The sequence below is a fragment of the Streptomyces sp. BK340 genome, assembly GCF_007827595.1.
Taxonomy (GTDB): domain Bacteria; phylum Actinomycetota; class Actinomycetes; order Streptomycetales; family Streptomycetaceae; genus Streptomyces.
In genome coordinates, this window is sequence record NZ_VISR01000004.1 from 38,006 (window position 1) to 54,872 (window position 16,867).

The window sequence follows — 16,867 nt, forward strand, 5'->3', positions numbered from 1 at the left end:
CGGAAAGCCCCCTTTCAGTTCGGAGATCCGCTGCTCGAGGAGGGACTCGGCAGAGCGGGCCGGACACGGCGGGGGGTGAGGTGATCGGTGAGGCCTGCGCCGTCGGCCTCGGTGAGCGGGCCGGTGCAGTCGAGGCCGAGTTGGCGGGCGAGGTCGCCTGCGTGCAGCCGTACGACGGCTTCCAAGAGCGTGGCGTACGCCTCGGTGGCGGCGCGAAAGCGGTGATGTCCTGTGAGGGCGAGCGCGGTTGTGATGAACAGTGCGGGCCACCACCACAGCACCAACGGCAGATACAGCACCGACCAGGCGGTCAGCGTGGACGCGCGGGTCAACGCCTGCCGCACGGTGGTGATCTCGGAGCGAGGTGTGTCGGGCAGCATCAGCCACAGGTGCGGCCACACCGTGCCCAGGTCGACACCGACATCGCGCTGGAGGCGCAGTGCGGCCACGTGGACTCGGTCGCCGCTCCAGGTGGGCCGCGCGGGCTCCTCGGAACCGACGCGATATACCTCCGCCCAGGCCGTGAACGCTGCCGCTTCGGCGGCTCCCGAGGAGTTCGGGTCGGCGATGTGCGCCCGCGCCTGCGCCGATCCGGCCAGCTGCCGCCTGCGACGCCAACGTTCGCGCCGTCTCCGGGTGGCGCGATCTGCCCACGCGCGGCCTCCTGGGGGCCAACCACGCCAGTTGGCCGCGAAGCTGAGGTGTTCAACCAGGGAACCGAGCGCCTGCGCGACCAGTCCGACACCTGCGGCTCCGGCGCCTATCGCGGCGAGCACCACGACCTGGCCGCCGAACGTGCCCGCCGCGGGAACCTTCGCCCATGCTGTGACCTGGTCGGACAGCCGCAAGACATCAAACGGATGCGTATGACCGAGCACATTCGCCGTCACCCCGACGGCCAGATACAGCGCACCCGGCAACACCAGTAAGGTGAGCCACTTCTCGGCGAGCTTTTTCCCCAGTTCGACGAGTACGTCACTCATCCGCTACCCCTCGCTGTGCAACAGCGGGTCCCCCGTCACCGCGCACAGGGGGGCTGACGCGGGATCGCCGGGCCACTCATGGCGCTGACAGAGCTGCCTGGGGCACAGGAGGATCGGCTCAGCCGGGACGCGGCGGTCGACTCCCGCCGCGAACAGACCCCGGCCACCCGTTCCGGCGTCACCTGCGTAGGCGTCCAGCCCGCGAGCGTCGTTGAGAGCCGTCCTCAGGGCGCCATGCAGCTTGTCAAGAGCAGCCGCCAGGTCCCCACCGTTACGAGCAGCCGCCAGGACCTCTTCCAGTTCTACGGAGTCCCCGGCCGTGCGGCCACAAAGGCGATTGCGGATCTCTGCTTCGCGAGTACACACCGCAGCCAGCCTGGACGCACGTCGTTGATTGAGCATTTGTCGCCTCCCGCCGAATCGCCCGGATGGATGTCGGCGAGGACTACTCGCGAGCTCCCCCAGTCAACTCCCGCCCCACACACAAGAATTATGTCTGTCATCACACCATGCGAAACACGGCACAAGCGGTGCGATACCCCGTCGAACTCCTTCACGACCGAAGTTGATCAGCTTCGTTCATATCTGGCGTGTATGGGGCAAACGTCCCTCTACTCTCTGTCAGCCTTGGAGGAGATCTCCCGCTTCGCCGGGTCAGCCCGAGAAGGTGCGACAGGGAATCACTCTCATGACCAGCACCGACGGCGTGCGCGCCCAGCAGGCCGAAGCCGAGGCTCCGACGGCCGGGTGAGAATCGAGCACCCCCAGGAGCCGCCGGGGCAGCTCGCTCTGCACTTGGGCACTGCCCGTCATATGGAAGTGATCCACTGAAACGGCCGGGCCTTTGCAGTCTGCGTCCGTCCGGGGTCTGGCTGGAGACCGCCTCCGTGCGCAGCGGTGCGGCCTCCAGGGTGGCTGAGAGATCGATATCCGCCAGGCGTTTGGGGTGGGCTCGGACAGCGTTTAGGTGGTCACAGATCCGATTCCCGATGGCGGTCGATCCTTGGCTCCGGGCCTTCCCCCCGTCAGGTCGTACGGGGCCTGGCTTCTACTCCGGCGCTGGGACGGTCCAGTTCGCCTGGAGGATCTGGGCCCTCAAGTCATCGCGCTCCTGTGCGAGTTGGCTGGCGTCGCGTCTAGTACGGGTCTTGCGCAGCCACGTGCCGATCATGATGCGTTCTCCGTCGACCTCGATCCATTCCCGTGCACCGGCCGGGCGGTTCCAGTGCTCGACGAAGAGCCGGAGGAATTGCGCGTTCTGCTCGAAGGAACGAGGGCGCCGCTTCGCCGCCGGCGGGCTCGCTGGGGGGCAGCGGAGTGGCGGGGGTCAGCTGCAGGCGGGCGAGGAGAGCTTGTTGGGCGGGGGCGAGGCGGTCCCAGGGGGAGAGCTGGCGGTGCAGCCAGCTTCCCACCTTCACCTCGCCGATCACCGTGTCGCGGTGCAGGGCAGCCGGGCTGTTGCCGGCTTCGATGTGGCGTCGCAGGAGGTGATATTTGCGATGCCAGTCCGGGCCGCGCGGGAGGGTCCAGTCGGGGTCCAGGGCGGCGAGCTGGGTGTGGCGGTCGGGGTCGAGGCGGTTGTCGCGGGCGCGGGTGCGCTGGATGCCGAGGAAGCGGCCGCCGGGTTGGTGGTCAGGGATGGCGAGATGGCCGTGCTCGGTGTGGAAGGCGGTGACGGTGGTGAGGTTGCGCTGCCAGGCGGCTTCGTGGTCGTCCCAGATCATGGCGAGTGCGTCGAGTTCGGCGATCCAGTCTTCGGTGAGGAGGCCTTGTCTGAGGGCGGTGCGCTGGCCGGTGATGAAGGCGCCGAGCCGCTAGCCGTAGGCGTCTCCACGACGACGTTTGCGTCGCTGGACCCCTACATGTGGCGCCTGACCTTGGAACTGGGCCGGGCGAGGCCATCCCGGGTCACGGCAACGTGATCCGGCTACCCGACTAAGGGATCACCGGATCAATGGGGCAGGCCGATGTACTGGCCCATGGCGGTGGCCGCGTGGGTGAAGAAGGCGGCCGGGTCGGCGGCGACGCCCGCAATATGGCCGTTGACCTCGAAGCCGACCATGCCGTGCAGCTGGGTCCAGACGATCAGCATGCGGGTGATGACCGGGGTGGGCAGGCCGCTCAGCATGCCCTGGGCCAGCGGCTCGATCGTGCGGGCCATGCCCTCGGACAGCTCGGGCGCGGGCACGTGGTCCACGGCGAGTTCGCCAGCCGCCAACGCCTCGCGGACTAGGCCGAGCAGGACCAGGACCGTGCGGGCGCCCGCGGCCATCGTCTCCGGTGGGGCGGCGTAACCGGGCACCGGGCGGCCCCAGATCAGCACGTACTCTTCGGGGTGGGCGAGCGCCCACGCGCGGACGCCCTCGCAGCACGCGACCCAGCGGCCCAGCAGCTCGGCCCCGGCCTTCTCCGCCTCGGCCGCGGCCCGCTCCGCGCTGTCACCCATCGCGTTGTAGGCGGCCAGCACCAGGTCGGTCAACAGGGCGTCCCGGTCCGGGAATCGCTCCTCGATCAGGGCCGGGTCGACGCCGGCCGCACGGGCCAGCTCGGCCGGCTCCAGGTCGACGCGATGCCGGGCCGCGAGGCGGCCGCCCGCCTCGGCCTTCAGCCGGGAGACGGCCGCCTCGGGGCTGTCCTGGTGGGGGTCATGGGCTTGGGAAGTCGTCATGATCCCGACCCTGTCAGAGGTCCTGCATCGCGTCGATTACATGGCGGGTAATACGGCGTGCATGCGGCTAGTTCTGGCCAAGGGGCCCGAATCAGGGCCCGTTGGCGCGGAACGGCGGCTAGGCGGTTTCGTTTGGATCAGTGGGACGTTGATCTGGGCATGCCGCTGACTGACGCCCAGTGGGCGCGGATCGAGCCGTTAGGGCGGCCGGGGCCGCACCCGGACGCTCGCCGGGCGGGTGTCAGCGGGTGCAGACGTAGCGTTCGCCAGTGAACGACGTCGCGTTGGAACTGCTGCCACCGGGGCGGATGCTCCATACGTGTTCATCCTGGCTCACGTCGAAGAAGTCGACGTAGACCGGCAGGTTGTTCCAGTAGGACCCCACGTTGGTGATCCCGTAATTCAGAAGGTCCCAGCAGACGCCGTGCCTTTGGGTGGTGAAGGCCAGGTTGTTGAAGCCGGTGTCCTTGTACAGGCACAGCCACCCGGTGCGGCACGACTCTGCGGCCGACGCCGGCGCCGGGGAGAGGACAAGGCCGCCTGCCGTCGTGGCCAGCAGGGCGAGCAGCAGGGCTCGGAGCCGCAGTCTTCGCATGAGAGTCTCCTTTTGATGGCCGGACCTCGGACTCTGTCTAAGGCGATCCGCCAGGGAAGGGTCATGGACACGGAAAGGCACCGCTCCTGCAAGGTTAGGGCGGTAGGGCGTGCCGTGGATCCTGTTACGGCGGGCGTCACTCATTCGCGGAGATCGTGAAGGTCCTCGGAGCAAACTGGAGCGCCATGAGCCCCGACGAGAAAAGGCAGTTCGAGGAGCAGCCCAGAAAGGACAAAGAACGGTACCGGAAGGAGAAGGAGGCATACGATGCGGCGCACAAAACGGACTGAGCCGTCCGGCCGCGCCGCGCTGGGTGAGCAACGCGGTCCCGTGATGGCGCACAGGCTGAGCAGTCCAGCACCGTCCGTTCAAGCGCCCCCTGCGCCGCTCAGCGTCTGGCGTCACCCGGGGCAAGCAGGCTAGTGAGCTTGGCGATCGCCTCCGGTGACGGCTTGAAGTAGCGTCGGACGTTCTCCGGCTTCTTGTGCCGGGACTTCGCCATCAGCATCAGCAGCGAAGCGCCCTGCTCGCCCAGGTGACTCAGCGAAGAGTGGCGGTACTCGTGCAGGTCCCAACCGGTGCCAGGTCCGCGTACGGCTGTGTGCTCATCGAGCAGGGCTCGGGCCTGTCCGTACGACAGCCGGGCGAACCCGGTGTCCGGACAGACATCGCGCGGGCTGACGACGTTGCCCGGCCCTGGTGGGTGACGAACACCGGCCCGCGGGTGCGTCCCTTCAGCAGCCGCGGCAGAAGCCGGGCTGTGCCGGCGTCCCAGTACACGGTCTCCAGCACGTAGTCCTCACGGACCTGGCCTCAGCGGCGGGCCTTCGTACGGGCGCCCTTCGCCTTCACAGGGCAACGGCGCCCGGCGAAGTCCAGCTCCTCGATGTTCACACCCAGGATCTCCTCCACCCGCCCGGACGTCTCATAGAGCATCCGCCATAGCGTCTTCTCCCGCAGGTGGACCTCGCGCCGGGCAATCAGCCGGTCGATGGCCATCTTCGAGCGGGCCGGGGTGTCGGAGTCCGGCGCCGCCAGCCGTTTCGCCCAGGCCGGCACCGCCGGGCCCTCAAAGCCGCGCTCACGGCACCAGCCCAGCCAGGACAGCACCCCGGCCCGGCGGGCGTTCCAGGTGTTGACCGGCGCGGTTCCCCAGAGCAGTTCGAGGGCCTCTCCGATCTCGTCGTCCGCGACCGACGCCAGCGGCCAGCCCTCGCCGATCCGCTCAGCGGTCTTGCCGACCCCGATCCCGTAGTTCCGGACCGTGTTCGGATTACCGAGAGAATCGAGGAACACGTCGGCCGCCGCCCGAACGGTCAACGCCTTCCCGGCCGGCAGCTGTACGACGGTGGGCACCGCTTCCCCCTTACCGCGGATAACAGGGCCACTTCACGTAGCGGCCGGAGGACGTCACCGTAGGCGACGCGACGGATCAAGCTACCGCAGATATTGGGGTGTTATCCGTGGGAAGACTTCAGACCTTCCCCGCCACCGACGCCTCGCCGGCCGTCCGCCAGGGCCGACGTCGGCCTAGCGCACGATCTGACATGGGTGTTCCTCAACCCCCGAGAACGTTCGACGGTACTTCAAGCCGTCGGCGGAGGCCATCGCCGAGGTGACCAGCCTGCTCGCGCCGGGGGACGCGCGGCACTGAGCGGGCGTGAGGTTCGGGCGCTGCCCTCGGGCGTGCCGACCGGGGTTCTCTTGCGACGGAGGCCGGCCGGCACACTCGCCGGTTCAGCCCTGGAGGGAGGCGAGCCAGGCGGTCAGCAGGCGGTTGACCTCCTCGGGACGCTCCTGCTGGATCCAGTGCCCGCAGCCGTCCAGGATGTGGGTGGAGGCCAGGGCGGGGAGGGTGGCTGGATAGGCGTCGATCGCGTCGGCCATCCAGGTCGTGGAAGCGTCCAGGGCGCCGCCGATGAACAGGGACGGCTGCCTGATCGGGGCTCCGCCGTACTGGGCGAGGTCCTCCCAGTCGCGGTCCATGTTGCGGTAGCGGTTGAGGGCCCCGGTCATGCCGGTGCGCTCGAACTCCCCGGCGTACACGTCGAGGTCGTCCTCGGTCAGCCAGGCGGGCAGCTTGCCGCCGGGGAAGCGGTCGCGCAGCCGGCCGCCGGTGCGGGCCACAAAGTGCGGGTCGGGCTCGCCCTGGGCGGGCATGGTGTCGGCGGACATGGCCGCGTAGAAGCCCGCGAGCCAGCCCCGGAGGTCGGGCTCCATCTCTGCTTCGGCCCGGCCGGGCTCCTGGAAGTACGAGACATAGAACTCCTGGTCTCCGCCCATCTGCGCGAAGACGTCGGTGGGGCGGGGGCCACCGGGCGGCGAGTAGGGGACGCTCAGCAGTCCGACGGCGCGGAAGACCTCGGGGTGGAGCAGGGCGGAGGCCGCCGCGATGCTGGAGCCCCAGTCGTGCCCGACGACCACCGCCCTCTCCTCGCCCAGGGCGCGCACCAGGGTGACGTTGTCCTCCACCAGGTCGAGCATCCGGTAGGCGTCCGTCGCGGCCGGCTTGGAGGAGCGGCCGTAGCCGCGCACATCGAGCGCCACGGCCCGGTACCCCGCCGCCGCGAGGACCGGGAGTTGGCGGCGCCAGGAGTACCAGGACTCGGGGAAGCCGTGGATGAGCAGGACCAGCGGTCCGGTGCCCTGCTCGACCAGGTGCAGGCGCCCAGCGGGCGCCTCGATGGTGCGGTGGCGCAGGTCGGCGGACGGCGCGGGCTGGTGCATCGCTTCTCCTCGTTTCACGGGCGGCCGCGGTTACCCACCGATCATGCGGCGCGGCGGCCGCGCGACGCGAGCACTCTTGCCATCCTGGCAAACTGGCAGGACAGGGCGGTGGAGGCGGCACGGCCGGAGGGAGCGGGGCGCCGGTGACGGACGACGGCATAGCCGACACGCTGGCGGCCATGGGCCCCCGGCTGCGGACCGCGCGCGAGCGGCACGGCGCCACATTCACCGGCGTCAGCCGCGCGACCCGCATCTCGCTGAGCACGCTGTCGCGGATCGAGACCGGCAGGCGCAAGCCGACCCTGGAGGTGCTGCTGCAGCTCGCGAAGGCGTACGACGTCTCCCTGGACGAGCTGGCCGGCACCGCACCCGCCGCGGCGGCCGGACCGCGCACCCCGGCGCCGCAGCGTTCCGGCAACGACAAGACCGTGCTACCGCTGACCCGGTACGTCGGGGGCCTGCACGCCCACAAGCACGTGGTGCTTTCTCACCCTTGCGTGCACCAACGCAGACCGACACACCCCGACACCCTGACCTGTGCATTTGCCACGAGCCGCACCTCGCCGATCTTCCAGGGCCTAATTCGGGACGAAGAGGTCGTGGGTTCAAATCCCGCCACCCCGACAGTGCAGTACCAGGCCAGAGGCCGGGGAGCAGGTTTACTCTCCGGCCTCTGGCTGTATGCGTGTGTCACTACGTGACCATCGATTCTTGAGTACCTATTCCCGGTGGACCTCCCCAAGCCGTCGCGCGCTTGAGAGAGCGCGGCTCGACAGCTCTCCCAGAGGAGACCTCAGCGTCTCTTTGCTCCGCAGCACCCCGGGCTGGCGCCTCACGCCCCTCGGACGTTCGCAGTTCTACGGGCAGGGTGGCTCTTGCCTTCGACATCGGGGGCGCGCTTCGACCTGCGGACCGTGATGTAAGGGATTGTGGGGGCTGAGTGATCAACGCTGCGGCCTGTGACTCAGCAGTCCATGGTTGTCAGGGCTGGTTGTAGTTCAGGCTGTGTTGGCGCTGCTCGTTGTGAGCAACGGCAACATTGTTGTTGTTGTGGATGCGGATGCGGATGCGGTTGTGGTTTGCGGACTCGCTGTTGTTGCCAGGCTCATCGCCGTGGCTACGTTGGCGCTGCTCGTTGTGAGCAACGGCAACATTGTTGTTGTTGTTCCGGATGCGGATGCGGATGCGGTTGTGGTTTGCGGACTCGCTGTTGTTGCCGAACTCGTCGTTGTTGCGGATGTGGCTGCCCCAGTTGCTGAAATGGTGGCTGCCCGAGTGGCTGTAGGAGCCGTTGCCTTCGTTGCTGCCCGAGGTGTTGCCCTGGTCGCTGCCGGAACTGTCGCCCGGCTGCTCCATGCTCGGCGGGCACGGGGGTTGGTCGCAGGTAGGCAGCAGGGAGGCGACCGAAGGCACGGACACCGGTGGTGTGGACGACGGATGGTCAGCCGCGCTTGATGCGCCGGTGCCGGCTGATAGGGCGAGGATGGGCGCCGCACACGCGGCAGCGATCATCGGCCCCTTTCTGGCTCTCTTCGCAAGCATGCCGACACCCCCTAAGGGGTTTGGTAAAAAAAAATCTCTTCCGATCGAGTGTCCGCCCTGGCGCCCTGCGCTGATGGGGCCGGACGGCCTACGGTGTGTCGGCCAGTTGGGCACGATGTCCGCCCTCGCTCTGCACAGCCTGCGGGACTCGCGAGCGCGAGGCGCTCTGTCGTGCCGCTGATCAGTGTCAGGACTAATTATAAGAGGGACCACACAGGCTGCACTGGCTCAGAGTCCGGAAGGAAAGCGTCCCTCCGGGCCGCCTCGGGGCCGTGGAAGAGCGCTCAACGATGCCCAACATTGACAACCGACGACAGCTCAATGGCAGATCAGGGGCTTGATCGTATAGAAGCCGCAGATCAGAGGGACGCCCCCCAACTCCCTCGGCGACTGACCGAATAGTGCCTTGAGGCCGCGACCATGGGCTCGCCGCCGAGGCGGGCACCAGCGCTACGGAGATCGGCAGGGCCGGCATCCCTGGATCGGCGCCGTGCAGCAGCGAGACAGTGGCTCCCGCAGTTGAACGGCCCCTGACCAGCTGAATCGGTCGGGGTCCGTTCTCGTGTGCGCTGTCCGTCGACCGGCTCGGGCCGATCGTTGATCAGGCGGCGTGGGTGGCCGGGTCAGCAGCCGGTGGCCGGGTTGGTGCAGGTGATGCGGCCGGTCCGCTGTCGTTGGTGTTGTTACCGCTGCCGCCGTCCAGGGTGTCGTTGCCGTTGTTTCCCTGGAGGGTGTCGTTGCCGGCGCCACCGCTGAGCGTGTCGTTGCCCGCGCCACCGCAGATGAGGTCGTTGCCGCCGACGCCGTCGGGGAGCCGGGAGCCGGACCACCGGGGGACGGGAACGGCCCCAGGAAGACGCTTTCGAGAGTTGAACGCGTTCAAAAAGAAGGGCTACGCTGAGGTCGAGCGAAGCCGAGGGGGTTCGATGAAGGTAGTGCTGCCCGGGGGAACCGGACAGGTGGGCACGATTCTCGACCGCGCGCTGACGGCGGCCGGCCACGAGGTCACGGTACTGACCCGACGTCCCGTGCGGGCGCACCACATCGGATGGGACGGAGCCACGCTCGGCCGCTGGGCAGCGGCGATCGACGGCTGCGACGTCGTGATCAACCTGGCCGGGCGCAGCGTCTCCTGCCGTTACACCGCCGAGAACCTGCAAGCCATGATGGACTCCCGAGTGGAGTCGTCGCGGGTGGTCGGCGAGGCGATCGCCACCGCCACGCGGCCACCGCGCGTCTGGCTGCAGATGAGTACGGCGACGCTCGGTGGTGACTTATGAGGCGCTGTGCGAGCGGCCCGGGCACGGGGTGCGCGCGCTGGTCACGCTGGGTTCTCCGCTCGGTATCCCCAATTTGATCATGGGAGAAGTCTCGCCATGGCCGATCCCCGGTCCCGAGACTCCGCCAGGCGCTGCGCTCGGCTGAGCGGTCGAGATCACGCAGGCGAAGCTTCGGGTTCCAGGGACCCGCGACGGCAACGGCGACTCGGCGGCGGTCGTCCCTTCCTATGGCGCGCTCGCCGAGGGCCGTTCTTCACTCGGCCGCCGCCTGTGGGGCACAGCTCGCGCCCACACTTCCCCCCGCTTCTGGGCCGCCTTCACCTGCACCGGTGCCGCATCCCCGTAACGCGAAGGGGTGCTGGTGACAGTGGTCTCACGGTGGCCCGCCAGGCCTCGGCGCGCAGACGCGCACCCGAACGGCGCGCCAGCCGGTGGCTTGTGCGTAGCGGACGTCGCGGGGATCGCGGTGCTGCGTGCTTCCCCCTTCCTCGAGGAGGAAGTACGGGCGAACGTTCCCGGTGGCGTACGACTTCGTCGCGCACCATCGTGTACGGATCTCTGTGCTCAGCTGTCCGTTCGAATGTGGTCGGGCTCTGCGGCGGAGGCAGGCAGGCAGACAGGCAGGCGGCGAGACGTCGGCCGTTGCCGAGCTTTCTCTTCAGCGCGAGATTCTCGTGGTAGAGGTTCGCGGTCGCCCGAACTTGCCCTGCAATTGGGTGACTTCGGCAGCGACGCTCGCGACACCGGACCGCCCGCGCATCGCCGTCGTCCTCACCGACGGACTCACCCCCTGGCCCGACGAGAACCCGCCCTGCCGCATCATCGCGGCCCTGAACGGCTCCGCCGCACCACAGCCGCCGAGCCGGGTGGAGACGGTACGCATTCCCACCTGACGCACTACCGGAAGGACCGCGTGCGCTGAGCGCGAGGTCACCGTTCACCGGGCCTGGTAGATGGTCGGCGCGGTTCCGTCGCCGTGCCGGACGCCCGTACCGGGTCACCTCCCCGCGTCCCTGCATCAGCAGCAGTTCGCGCCGACGCAGGTCTTCGTCGAATTGGGTTTCCCCCTGCTAGCGGGTCCACCGACCCGCGACGTGGTCGTAATCCGACAGAATCGGGCAGGAGTTGATGATTCACGAGCAAAAAGGTACACAGACCGCAAAGGTGTACCCACCCTCCCTATGCTGGCAACCCAATCGGCCCGGATGGGCCGGATATGTGTCGCGCCAGGGGGGTTGCCGACGCACATGGACGCACAGCTGTTCCCGGAAGGGGTGGGCCGGGAGGGTTGCGCCGGCCCGGGTCCACGCAAGTGTTCCGCCGAACATGACAGGTTTGCAGAAAAATGGATCGCCGCTCGACCACATGTTGTCGCTTATGCCAGGTTCGCGATGCGCAATGCCGCCGACGCCGAGGACCTCGGCCAGGCCGTGGCCATCCGGGCGTGGCGCGGTTATGTCACCTTTCGGGGTGAGTCGACCTTTCTGACCTGGGTCATGGCCATCGCCACCCGCGAGGCGGCGCGACTGGCCGCGCATCGACTCAGACGGGACGAACGCGAAGTGCCGCTCGACCGGCACGGCGAGACGGTCACGGACGCCGACCCGCCGCATGCGGACCCGCCGAGCACCGACTGGCTGCCCGCATTGGCCGAACAGGCTCGCACACGGGGTGACCTCAACCCCACCGAGTACGCCGTCGTCCGGGCCCGGCTCGCGTTACCCGGCCGTACCTGGGACGAGATCGGCACGACGTTGGACCTGCCCGGCTCGCGCTGCGCCGTCGCCCACTGCCGGGCCGTCGTGAAGCTCAGAGTCGCGCTCTTCCTGCACCACCCCGAACTCCTCGGCGGCGAGGACGCGCTGAGGCACGCCATGGAGCAGGCCGCACGCGTCCCGCACGACCCGCTCACGGAGGCCGAGGCCGATGTCTTCGGGCGTGCCGTCCTCGAGCGGCGCTCCGACCACCGCCGCCGCAACTGGCCCACGCTGCTGCGCTCCGCCTGCACCAAGGTCGTCGGACACCTGGACATGCCGTGAGGCACCGCCTCGCACCGCGAAGTCGGTAATGCCGCCGCGCCCACAGGGGTCTGCAACCGGTGAAACACCACATTCGATCGGCCAGCATCCACGGAGGAGGGGACGAGTGGACCACGCGTCACCATTAGAGCCGCTCCACGAGCTACCGGCGGACGTCGTCACCCAACCTGCCGACGCGGGCATCGACGTCCCGTACGCACTCGGTACCCTGCCCGACGGCCGGGAGACCCTGATCATCGGCGATGTCGACACCTACGCCGACTTCACCCACCGTCAGGGCGACAACCCCTACGGTTTCCAGGGCACCTGTGGGCTGTGCTCTTGCGAGGGAGTGCTGAGGCAGTTCGGTGTCGACGTCACCGAGGGCGATGTCGTCGCCCACGCCGTCTCCCACGGTCTGTGCGAGACCGGGGGCGACGACGCCACGGCACGCGGCGGCACCACACTGCCCGACCAGGCCCGCATTCTGTCCGACTACGGCGTGCCCGCCCACGTGGAGAGTGCCGACTCCCTGGAGGATCTGGCCGCCAACCTGGAGCAGGGCCACGGAGTGATCATCGCCGCCAACGCCGGTGTGCTCTGGGACGACGCGACCTACTGGGACGGCGGCCAGGCCAACCATGCGGTCGTGCCCATCGGGGTGGCCCGTGACCCGGCGACCGGCGAGATCGAGGGATTCTTCGTCAACGACAGCGGCACGGGCGAGTCCGCGCGCTTCGTCGACGCCGCGACCATGGCCGACAGTTGGCTGGGGGCAGGAGGTAACTGCGTGGTCACCGACCAGGTCCATGCCGCCGCCCCAGGGGAGGGAACACCGCTGTGAACACCGCTGACGCTCCGTCCGAACACACCCGTACTCCCTATGCGCAGGCCCGTAAGGGGGTCGTCGAGCATGCGTTGCGCGCGGCCGAGGTACCGCTGGAGCACTATGTCTCCACACCGCTGCCCACCCTGCGCTGGGAGACCCCGGCCTACGCGGTCTTCGCCGCCCCTGCTGTACGGGCCCCGAGGCAGCCGTTGTTGATCGACGCCCCCGACCGCTGGTGGGCGGTCGGCATCACGCGGCCCCGGCTGCTCATGTACGCGCTGGTGTCCGCCGCCCCGTTCAGCGACGCCCCGCCGGGCGGTCCGGTGACCGTGTCCCCGAGCGGCCGGCCCCTTTCAGCGGTCCGCGAGGACCAACGGCTCTTCGACGCCCTGATGGACCGGGCGCTGCCCTCATTCCTCGCGGGCAGCCCCGGCGACCCGACGGTCCGTGGCGATCTCGCCGCCACCCTCGCCCTGGTGCTGCCTCGCGAGTGCCGGAACTGGTCCCTCGCCATGACGCCCGACTTCTACGCATGGCTGGAGCAGTGATGGCCGACTCCGCAAGCCCCGCAGCCGCCGAGCTGGACACGCTGCTCGCCTCCGTCGCCCAGGCTGCCGAACGTCACGGCTGGACGGCCGTCACCGAGGCCGCCGCCGCGCTGCCCCAACCGGATGACCGGACCGTACTGCTGTGCGCCTCCCCCAAGGCGGACGCCTCGGCGCTCGCCGAGTGGCTGCGCAGCTGCCTGGAGGGCCAGGAACCCCTCAGCGCTTCCCTGGAGGACCTGCACACCGATCCGGCGCCCGCGCTGCGCGCCAACCGCGTCGTCCTCGCCCTGGGCTGCGCGGAACTCCTCGGCCCCGAGGCGGCCGAAGCCGCCGCCGCACTCGCGGCACGCCCGCCGGACACGGTGGTCGTGGTGCTCACCGGGGCCGAGGCGCTGACCGGCGACGGCGACCTGGACCTGGTGGCCCGCCGTATCTGGCGCCTGTTGTACGCGGGGCCCGACGAGCAATGGGCCGGGGGCGACCTGATCGACCACCAATGCCTGCTGTGGGCCGCTGCCGAGGCACCCGAGCACCTGCGCGAACGTCTGGCACGCGACGCCGCCGCGCTGGAGACACGGATGGCCGTCAAGGTGGCGACCCCCGCCGGATTGCAGGTTTACCGGATCGCCCACCTGCTGGACCTCGCCTCGGACCTCATCGCCGAGCAGACGCCGGCGCGGCCCGTCGACCCGGCCCGCCGCCGTACCGCCCAGGGCGCTGCCGCCCGCACCGCCCTGACCGACGGCCGCCGGGAACTGCTGCGGACCCTGGACGCCGAGTCGTCCGCCGCCGAGCGAGAGGTGGCCGCCGCGCTGCGGATGCTGGAGCAGGACCTGCAGCGCGATGTGAAGCGTTTCCTGGAGCGTCACCGCGAGGAGCTGTCCGAACCCGCCCGGGTGCGCAGCCTCGTCGGCAGCTGTGTGGACCAGGGCATCCAACGCTGGGCCGCCACCACCGGCCCCGGGCTCAGGGCCAGGGCCGCCCGCATCGATTTCGCGGTGTGCGAGCTCATCCACCGGCTGGACGAGGCGCTCAGGGGGTGCGGTGCGACGCCGGAGTGCCTGGGGGCGGTGCCCACGGTGTCCCTCGACGGTGCCCTGATGGCTTCCACCAATTCCTCCGCCGGCCCCGTCGCACCCGGGCGAAGTCCCGGCATGGCCGCCGAGGTGGTGGTGGGCGGGGTGCTCGGCGCCGCCGCCGGAGCGGTGCTCACCAGTGGACTCGGCACCGTGCTCGGCGCCGGGGTGGGAGCCGCCGCCGGAGGCATGCTGCGCCACGTGCAGGCCGAACAGCAGCTCGTCCGCGCGACCGCCTACGGGCAGGACGCCGTGCGCAAACGCGTCGCCGGCCTGACACAGCTCGTGCCCGGCGCGGTGCGCCGGGAGGTCGGGGCGCTGCGCAGGACCGTGGAGCAGACCCTGGACCGGGCAGGCCGCGAGCTGGACGCCCTGTGCCCGCCGCAGGAGCGCGGGGAGGACATGCCGGAAGCCGGGCACACTGCCGGCCCGGGCGTCACCGTGGAGGCCACCGCCGAGCTGGACGCCCTGCGGCGCCGCCTCGCCGCCATACGGATCTGAGAACTTCCGCCCTGCGGGGCGGAGAACGCGCCACATCCCGGGCGAGCCGCTCAACGCCCGGAGAACAGGGAGGGGAGACCGTGGCACAACACATGAGCAGCACGCTGGCGGAAATGATGCAGCAGGGCGCCGAGCGGGCCACCGGGGAGGCCGGCGTGGCCATCGACGGCCTGGGCACGCTGGCACGGGCGCTGGAGATGAAGGAGACCGCCTCACGATTGGAGGCGACGGCCCTGCAATTGAGGTCGGACACCTTCAACCTGATGGTGATGGGGCGTTTCAAGAACGGGAAGTCCACCCTGCTGAACGCCCTGCTCGGCGGCACCACCCAGCCTGTCGACCTGGCGGGGCACCAGGGGCCCATGATCGTGGACGATCTGCCCGCCACCGCCACCCTCACCGGGGTCCGGTACGCCGACGAGCCGTACATCAAGGCGTGGAGCTTCGAGGGCAAGTCCGAGTCCTGGCCCCTGGACCGCTATCTGCGGGAGTCCACCCTCGACATCGACGAGCAGGAGAGCGAACGCCGCTTCCGGCACATCCGCGAGTTCGAGATGGGTTTCCCCGCCAGGCTCTGCAAGGCCGGCGTCGTCGTCTACGACTCGCCGGGACTGGACGAACACCCCACCCGCACCAAGGTCACCCAGGAGGCCACCCAACGCTGCGACGCCGCCGTACTGGTCTACCGCAGTGATGTGCTGATGGGCCAGAACGAGCTGATGAACGCCTCCGACCTGGTGCGGGAGGGAACCCGGATCTTCACGGTGGTCAACCTCTTCCACGCCCGCCCCGCCGACGACCGGCTCATGGGGTTCGTCTGGAACAGGTACGTCCGCGACCAGCTCGGCGGTCCCGCCTGGGCGGGCCAGGACCTCGCCTCTCGTGACATCTACTTCGTCGACGCCGAACGCGCCCGCCGCGGCGTCTACGGCAACGATCCGGAACTGGTCGAGGCGTCCGGCCTGGCCGAACTCGAGCGGCGGCTGGGCGACTTCCTCCTGCGCGACCGCCACCATGTGCACCTCAAGCGGTACACCACCCAGGCCACCCATCTGGCCCAGGCGGTCGACCAGCACATCGACCAGCGGGTGAAGGCCGCCCGCACCGACCAGACCCGGCTGCGTGAGGCGTACGCGGGCATGCTGCCCACCCTCTCGGCGATCCGGAGCCGCCCGGCCAAGCTGCCCACGCTCTTCGCCCGATACCGTGCCGAGGCCGAAGCCGCCCTGACCACCAGCCTCACGGCGCGGACCGCCACCATGCGTGACGGCCTGGCCGACCATGTGGAGGGGGTGGAGGTCAACCTCGGCAAGATGCTCGGAGTGATTCAGCAGAAGAAGGCGGCGGCCACCATCTCCGAGGCGGTCCAGCAGTACATCACCGACAGCCTCTCGGGCTGGGCCGACGCCGAGGCGCAGGACCTGCTCACGCCGCTGCTCAAGCACCTGGCGGACGACATCGAGGTGGAGATCGTAGCGATCGGCAGGGAGTTCGACGCCCTGCACCTGGAACTGACTGGATGGGAGGTCGCCCCGGGCAGCAAACCTCTGGTCGGCACCACCGAGCGCGTGCTGGCCGCGGTGGCCGGTTTCGCGCTGGGCGGGCTGGGTGGTGCCGTGGCCGGCGGCGCGGCAGGCTGGCGCGGCGCGGCCGGCGGCGCGGGCGCCGCCCTGGGCGCAGCGGTCGTCCTCGGCATGCTCGGCGTCAGCCCCGCCGCGCCGATCGTCATTCCGGCGGTGCTGGCCGCCTCACTCCTGGGCAGCATGGGTGGTGGCAGCTTCAACCTGGAGAAGCGCCTCAAGCGCAGGGCCGTCGAGGACGCCGACGCGGGGCTGCGCGATCTGCCGGTACAACTCGGCCCGCAGCTCACCGAGCGCGTGCGGGCAGGCTTCGAGGAGTTGGAGAACCTCGTCACCCAGGAGATCACCGCCGTGATCGAGGAGGAGGAGAACAACATCCGGTCCATGGTTGAGGAGAACCAGCGCGACCAGCACGAACGCGACCAGGCTCTGACCCGGCTCGGCGAAGCCAAGACCACGGTCGCCGGACATCTGGTTCAACTGCAGAAGGCCCTCACCACCGCACAGCAGGTGTGACCCG

At 69.6% G+C, this 16,867-nt stretch carries 15 protein-coding genes and 2 pseudogenes; 9 read left to right on the forward strand and 8 right to left on the reverse strand.

Annotated features, from left to right (window positions below):
- Positions 1-14: 14 nt before the first annotated feature.
- From FB157_RS09610 to FB157_RS09625, 4 genes are all read right to left on the reverse strand, one after another.
- Positions 15-983, reverse strand: a complete 969-nt coding sequence (locus tag FB157_RS09610) for a hypothetical protein (protein ID WP_145877987.1) — start codon at positions 981-983, stop codon at positions 15-17.
- Between the two features lie 1,136 nt (positions 984-2,119).
- The gene (locus tag FB157_RS09615) at positions 2,120-2,707 is read right to left on the reverse strand and encodes a helicase associated domain-containing protein (protein WP_261386232.1); all 588 of its coding nucleotides are present in this window, start codon (positions 2,705-2,707) and stop codon (positions 2,120-2,122) included.
- Between the two features lie 227 nt (positions 2,708-2,934).
- Positions 2,935-3,651 carry a TetR-like C-terminal domain-containing protein gene (locus FB157_RS09620; protein WP_145877989.1) on the reverse strand — a complete coding sequence of 239 codons (717 nt, stop codon included), beginning with the start codon at positions 3,649-3,651 and terminating at the stop codon, positions 2,935-2,937.
- A 241-nt stretch (positions 3,652-3,892) separates the two neighbouring features.
- Positions 3,893-4,246 carry a peptidase inhibitor family I36 protein gene (locus FB157_RS09625; RefSeq protein WP_145877991.1) on the reverse strand — a complete coding sequence of 118 codons (354 nt, stop codon included), beginning with the start codon at positions 4,244-4,246 and terminating at the stop codon, positions 3,893-3,895.
- Positions 4,247-4,398: 152 nt separating this feature from the next.
- Between FB157_RS09625 and FB157_RS09630 the strand changes: the two genes are divergently transcribed.
- Complete coding sequence (locus FB157_RS09630) at positions 4,399-4,536, forward strand: hypothetical protein (RefSeq protein ID WP_145877992.1); 138 nt, start codon at positions 4,399-4,401, stop codon at positions 4,534-4,536.
- A gap of 98 nt (positions 4,537-4,634) precedes the next feature.
- Here FB157_RS09630 and FB157_RS09635 read toward each other — a convergent pair.
- Positions 4,635-5,602, reverse strand: a pseudogene (locus FB157_RS09635) (tyrosine-type recombinase/integrase).
- Between the two features lie 381 nt (positions 5,603-5,983).
- Entirely contained in the window at positions 5,984-6,973 is a 990-nt protein-coding gene (locus FB157_RS09640; protein WP_145877994.1) for an alpha/beta fold hydrolase, read from the reverse strand.
- A 143-nt stretch (positions 6,974-7,116) separates the two neighbouring features.
- Between FB157_RS09640 and FB157_RS48280 the strand changes: the two genes are divergently transcribed.
- Positions 7,117-7,674, forward strand: coding sequence for a helix-turn-helix domain-containing protein (locus tag FB157_RS48280; RefSeq protein ID WP_261386233.1), 558 nt, complete (start codon positions 7,117-7,119; stop codon positions 7,672-7,674).
- Positions 7,675-7,954: 280 nt separating this feature from the next.
- On the opposite strand, the gene FB157_RS09650 is transcribed toward FB157_RS48280, so the two are convergent.
- A complete protein-coding gene (locus FB157_RS09650) occupies positions 7,955-8,485 on the reverse strand; it encodes a hypothetical protein (RefSeq protein WP_145877996.1) in 531 nt (176 codons plus the stop codon).
- Between the two features lie 631 nt (positions 8,486-9,116).
- Positions 9,117-9,398: a hypothetical protein gene (locus tag FB157_RS49390; RefSeq protein WP_145877998.1), complete on the reverse strand. Its 282-nt coding sequence runs from the start codon at positions 9,396-9,398 to the stop codon at positions 9,117-9,119.
- A 43-nt stretch (positions 9,399-9,441) separates the two neighbouring features.
- Between FB157_RS49390 and FB157_RS09660 the strand changes: the two are divergent.
- The 7 genes and pseudogenes from FB157_RS09660 to FB157_RS09685 form a co-directional block, all read left to right on the forward strand.
- Positions 9,442-9,780, forward strand: a pseudogene (locus tag FB157_RS09660) (NAD-dependent epimerase/dehydratase family protein); the annotation flags it as partial.
- Positions 9,781-10,511: 731 nt separating this feature from the next.
- On the forward strand, positions 10,512-10,688 hold the full coding sequence (locus tag FB157_RS47200; RefSeq protein ID WP_186581462.1) for a hypothetical protein: 177 nt from the start codon (positions 10,512-10,514) through the stop codon (positions 10,686-10,688).
- 354 nt (positions 10,689-11,042) lie between these two features.
- Entirely contained in the window at positions 11,043-11,834 is a 792-nt protein-coding gene (locus FB157_RS47205; protein WP_261386234.1) for an RNA polymerase sigma factor, read from the forward strand.
- Between the two features lie 106 nt (positions 11,835-11,940).
- Positions 11,941-12,657, forward strand: a complete 717-nt coding sequence (locus tag FB157_RS09670) for a hypothetical protein (protein ID WP_145878003.1) — start codon at positions 11,941-11,943, stop codon at positions 12,655-12,657.
- Entirely contained in the window at positions 12,654-13,190 is a 537-nt protein-coding gene (locus tag FB157_RS09675; protein WP_145878005.1) for a hypothetical protein, read from the forward strand. The genes FB157_RS09670 and FB157_RS09675 overlap by 4 nt, the downstream gene beginning before the upstream one ends.
- Positions 13,190-14,767 carry a hypothetical protein gene (locus FB157_RS09680; RefSeq protein ID WP_145878007.1) on the forward strand — a complete coding sequence of 526 codons (1,578 nt, stop codon included), beginning with the start codon at positions 13,190-13,192 and terminating at the stop codon, positions 14,765-14,767. Before FB157_RS09675 ends, FB157_RS09680 begins: the two co-directional genes overlap by 1 nt.
- Before the next feature lie 92 nt (positions 14,768-14,859).
- Positions 14,860-16,863: a dynamin family protein gene (locus tag FB157_RS09685; RefSeq protein WP_145878009.1), complete on the forward strand. Its 2,004-nt coding sequence runs from the start codon at positions 14,860-14,862 to the stop codon at positions 16,861-16,863.
- The last annotated feature ends 4 nt before the right edge of the window (positions 16,864-16,867 follow it).

Bases quoted from the DNA above. Each gene is read 5' to 3' on its own strand.
- FB157_RS09610 (WP_145877987.1), bottom strand. From the start codon at position 983: ATGAGTGACGTACTCGTCGAACTGGGGAAAAAGCTCGCCGAGAAGTGG.
- FB157_RS09615 (WP_261386232.1), bottom strand. From the start codon at position 2,707: ATGATCTGGGACGACCACGAAGCCGCCTGGCAGCGCAACCTCACCACC.
- FB157_RS09620 (WP_145877989.1), bottom strand. From the start codon at position 3,651: ATGACGACTTCCCAAGCCCATGACCCCCACCAGGACAGCCCCGAGGCG.
- FB157_RS09625 (WP_145877991.1), bottom strand. From the start codon at position 4,246: ATGCGAAGACTGCGGCTCCGAGCCCTGCTGCTCGCCCTGCTGGCCACG.
- FB157_RS09640 (WP_145877994.1), bottom strand. From the start codon at position 6,973: ATGCACCAGCCCGCGCCGTCCGCCGACCTGCGCCACCGCACCATCGAG.
- FB157_RS09650 (WP_145877996.1), bottom strand. From the start codon at position 8,485: ATGATCGCTGCCGCGTGTGCGGCGCCCATCCTCGCCCTATCAGCCGGC.
- FB157_RS47205 (WP_261386234.1), top strand. From the start codon at position 11,043: ATGGACGCACAGCTGTTCCCGGAAGGGGTGGGCCGGGAGGGTTGCGCC.
- FB157_RS09680 (WP_145878007.1), top strand. From the start codon at position 13,190: ATGGCCGACTCCGCAAGCCCCGCAGCCGCCGAGCTGGACACGCTGCTC.
- FB157_RS09685 (WP_145878009.1), top strand. From the start codon at position 14,860: ATGAGCAGCACGCTGGCGGAAATGATGCAGCAGGGCGCCGAGCGGGCC.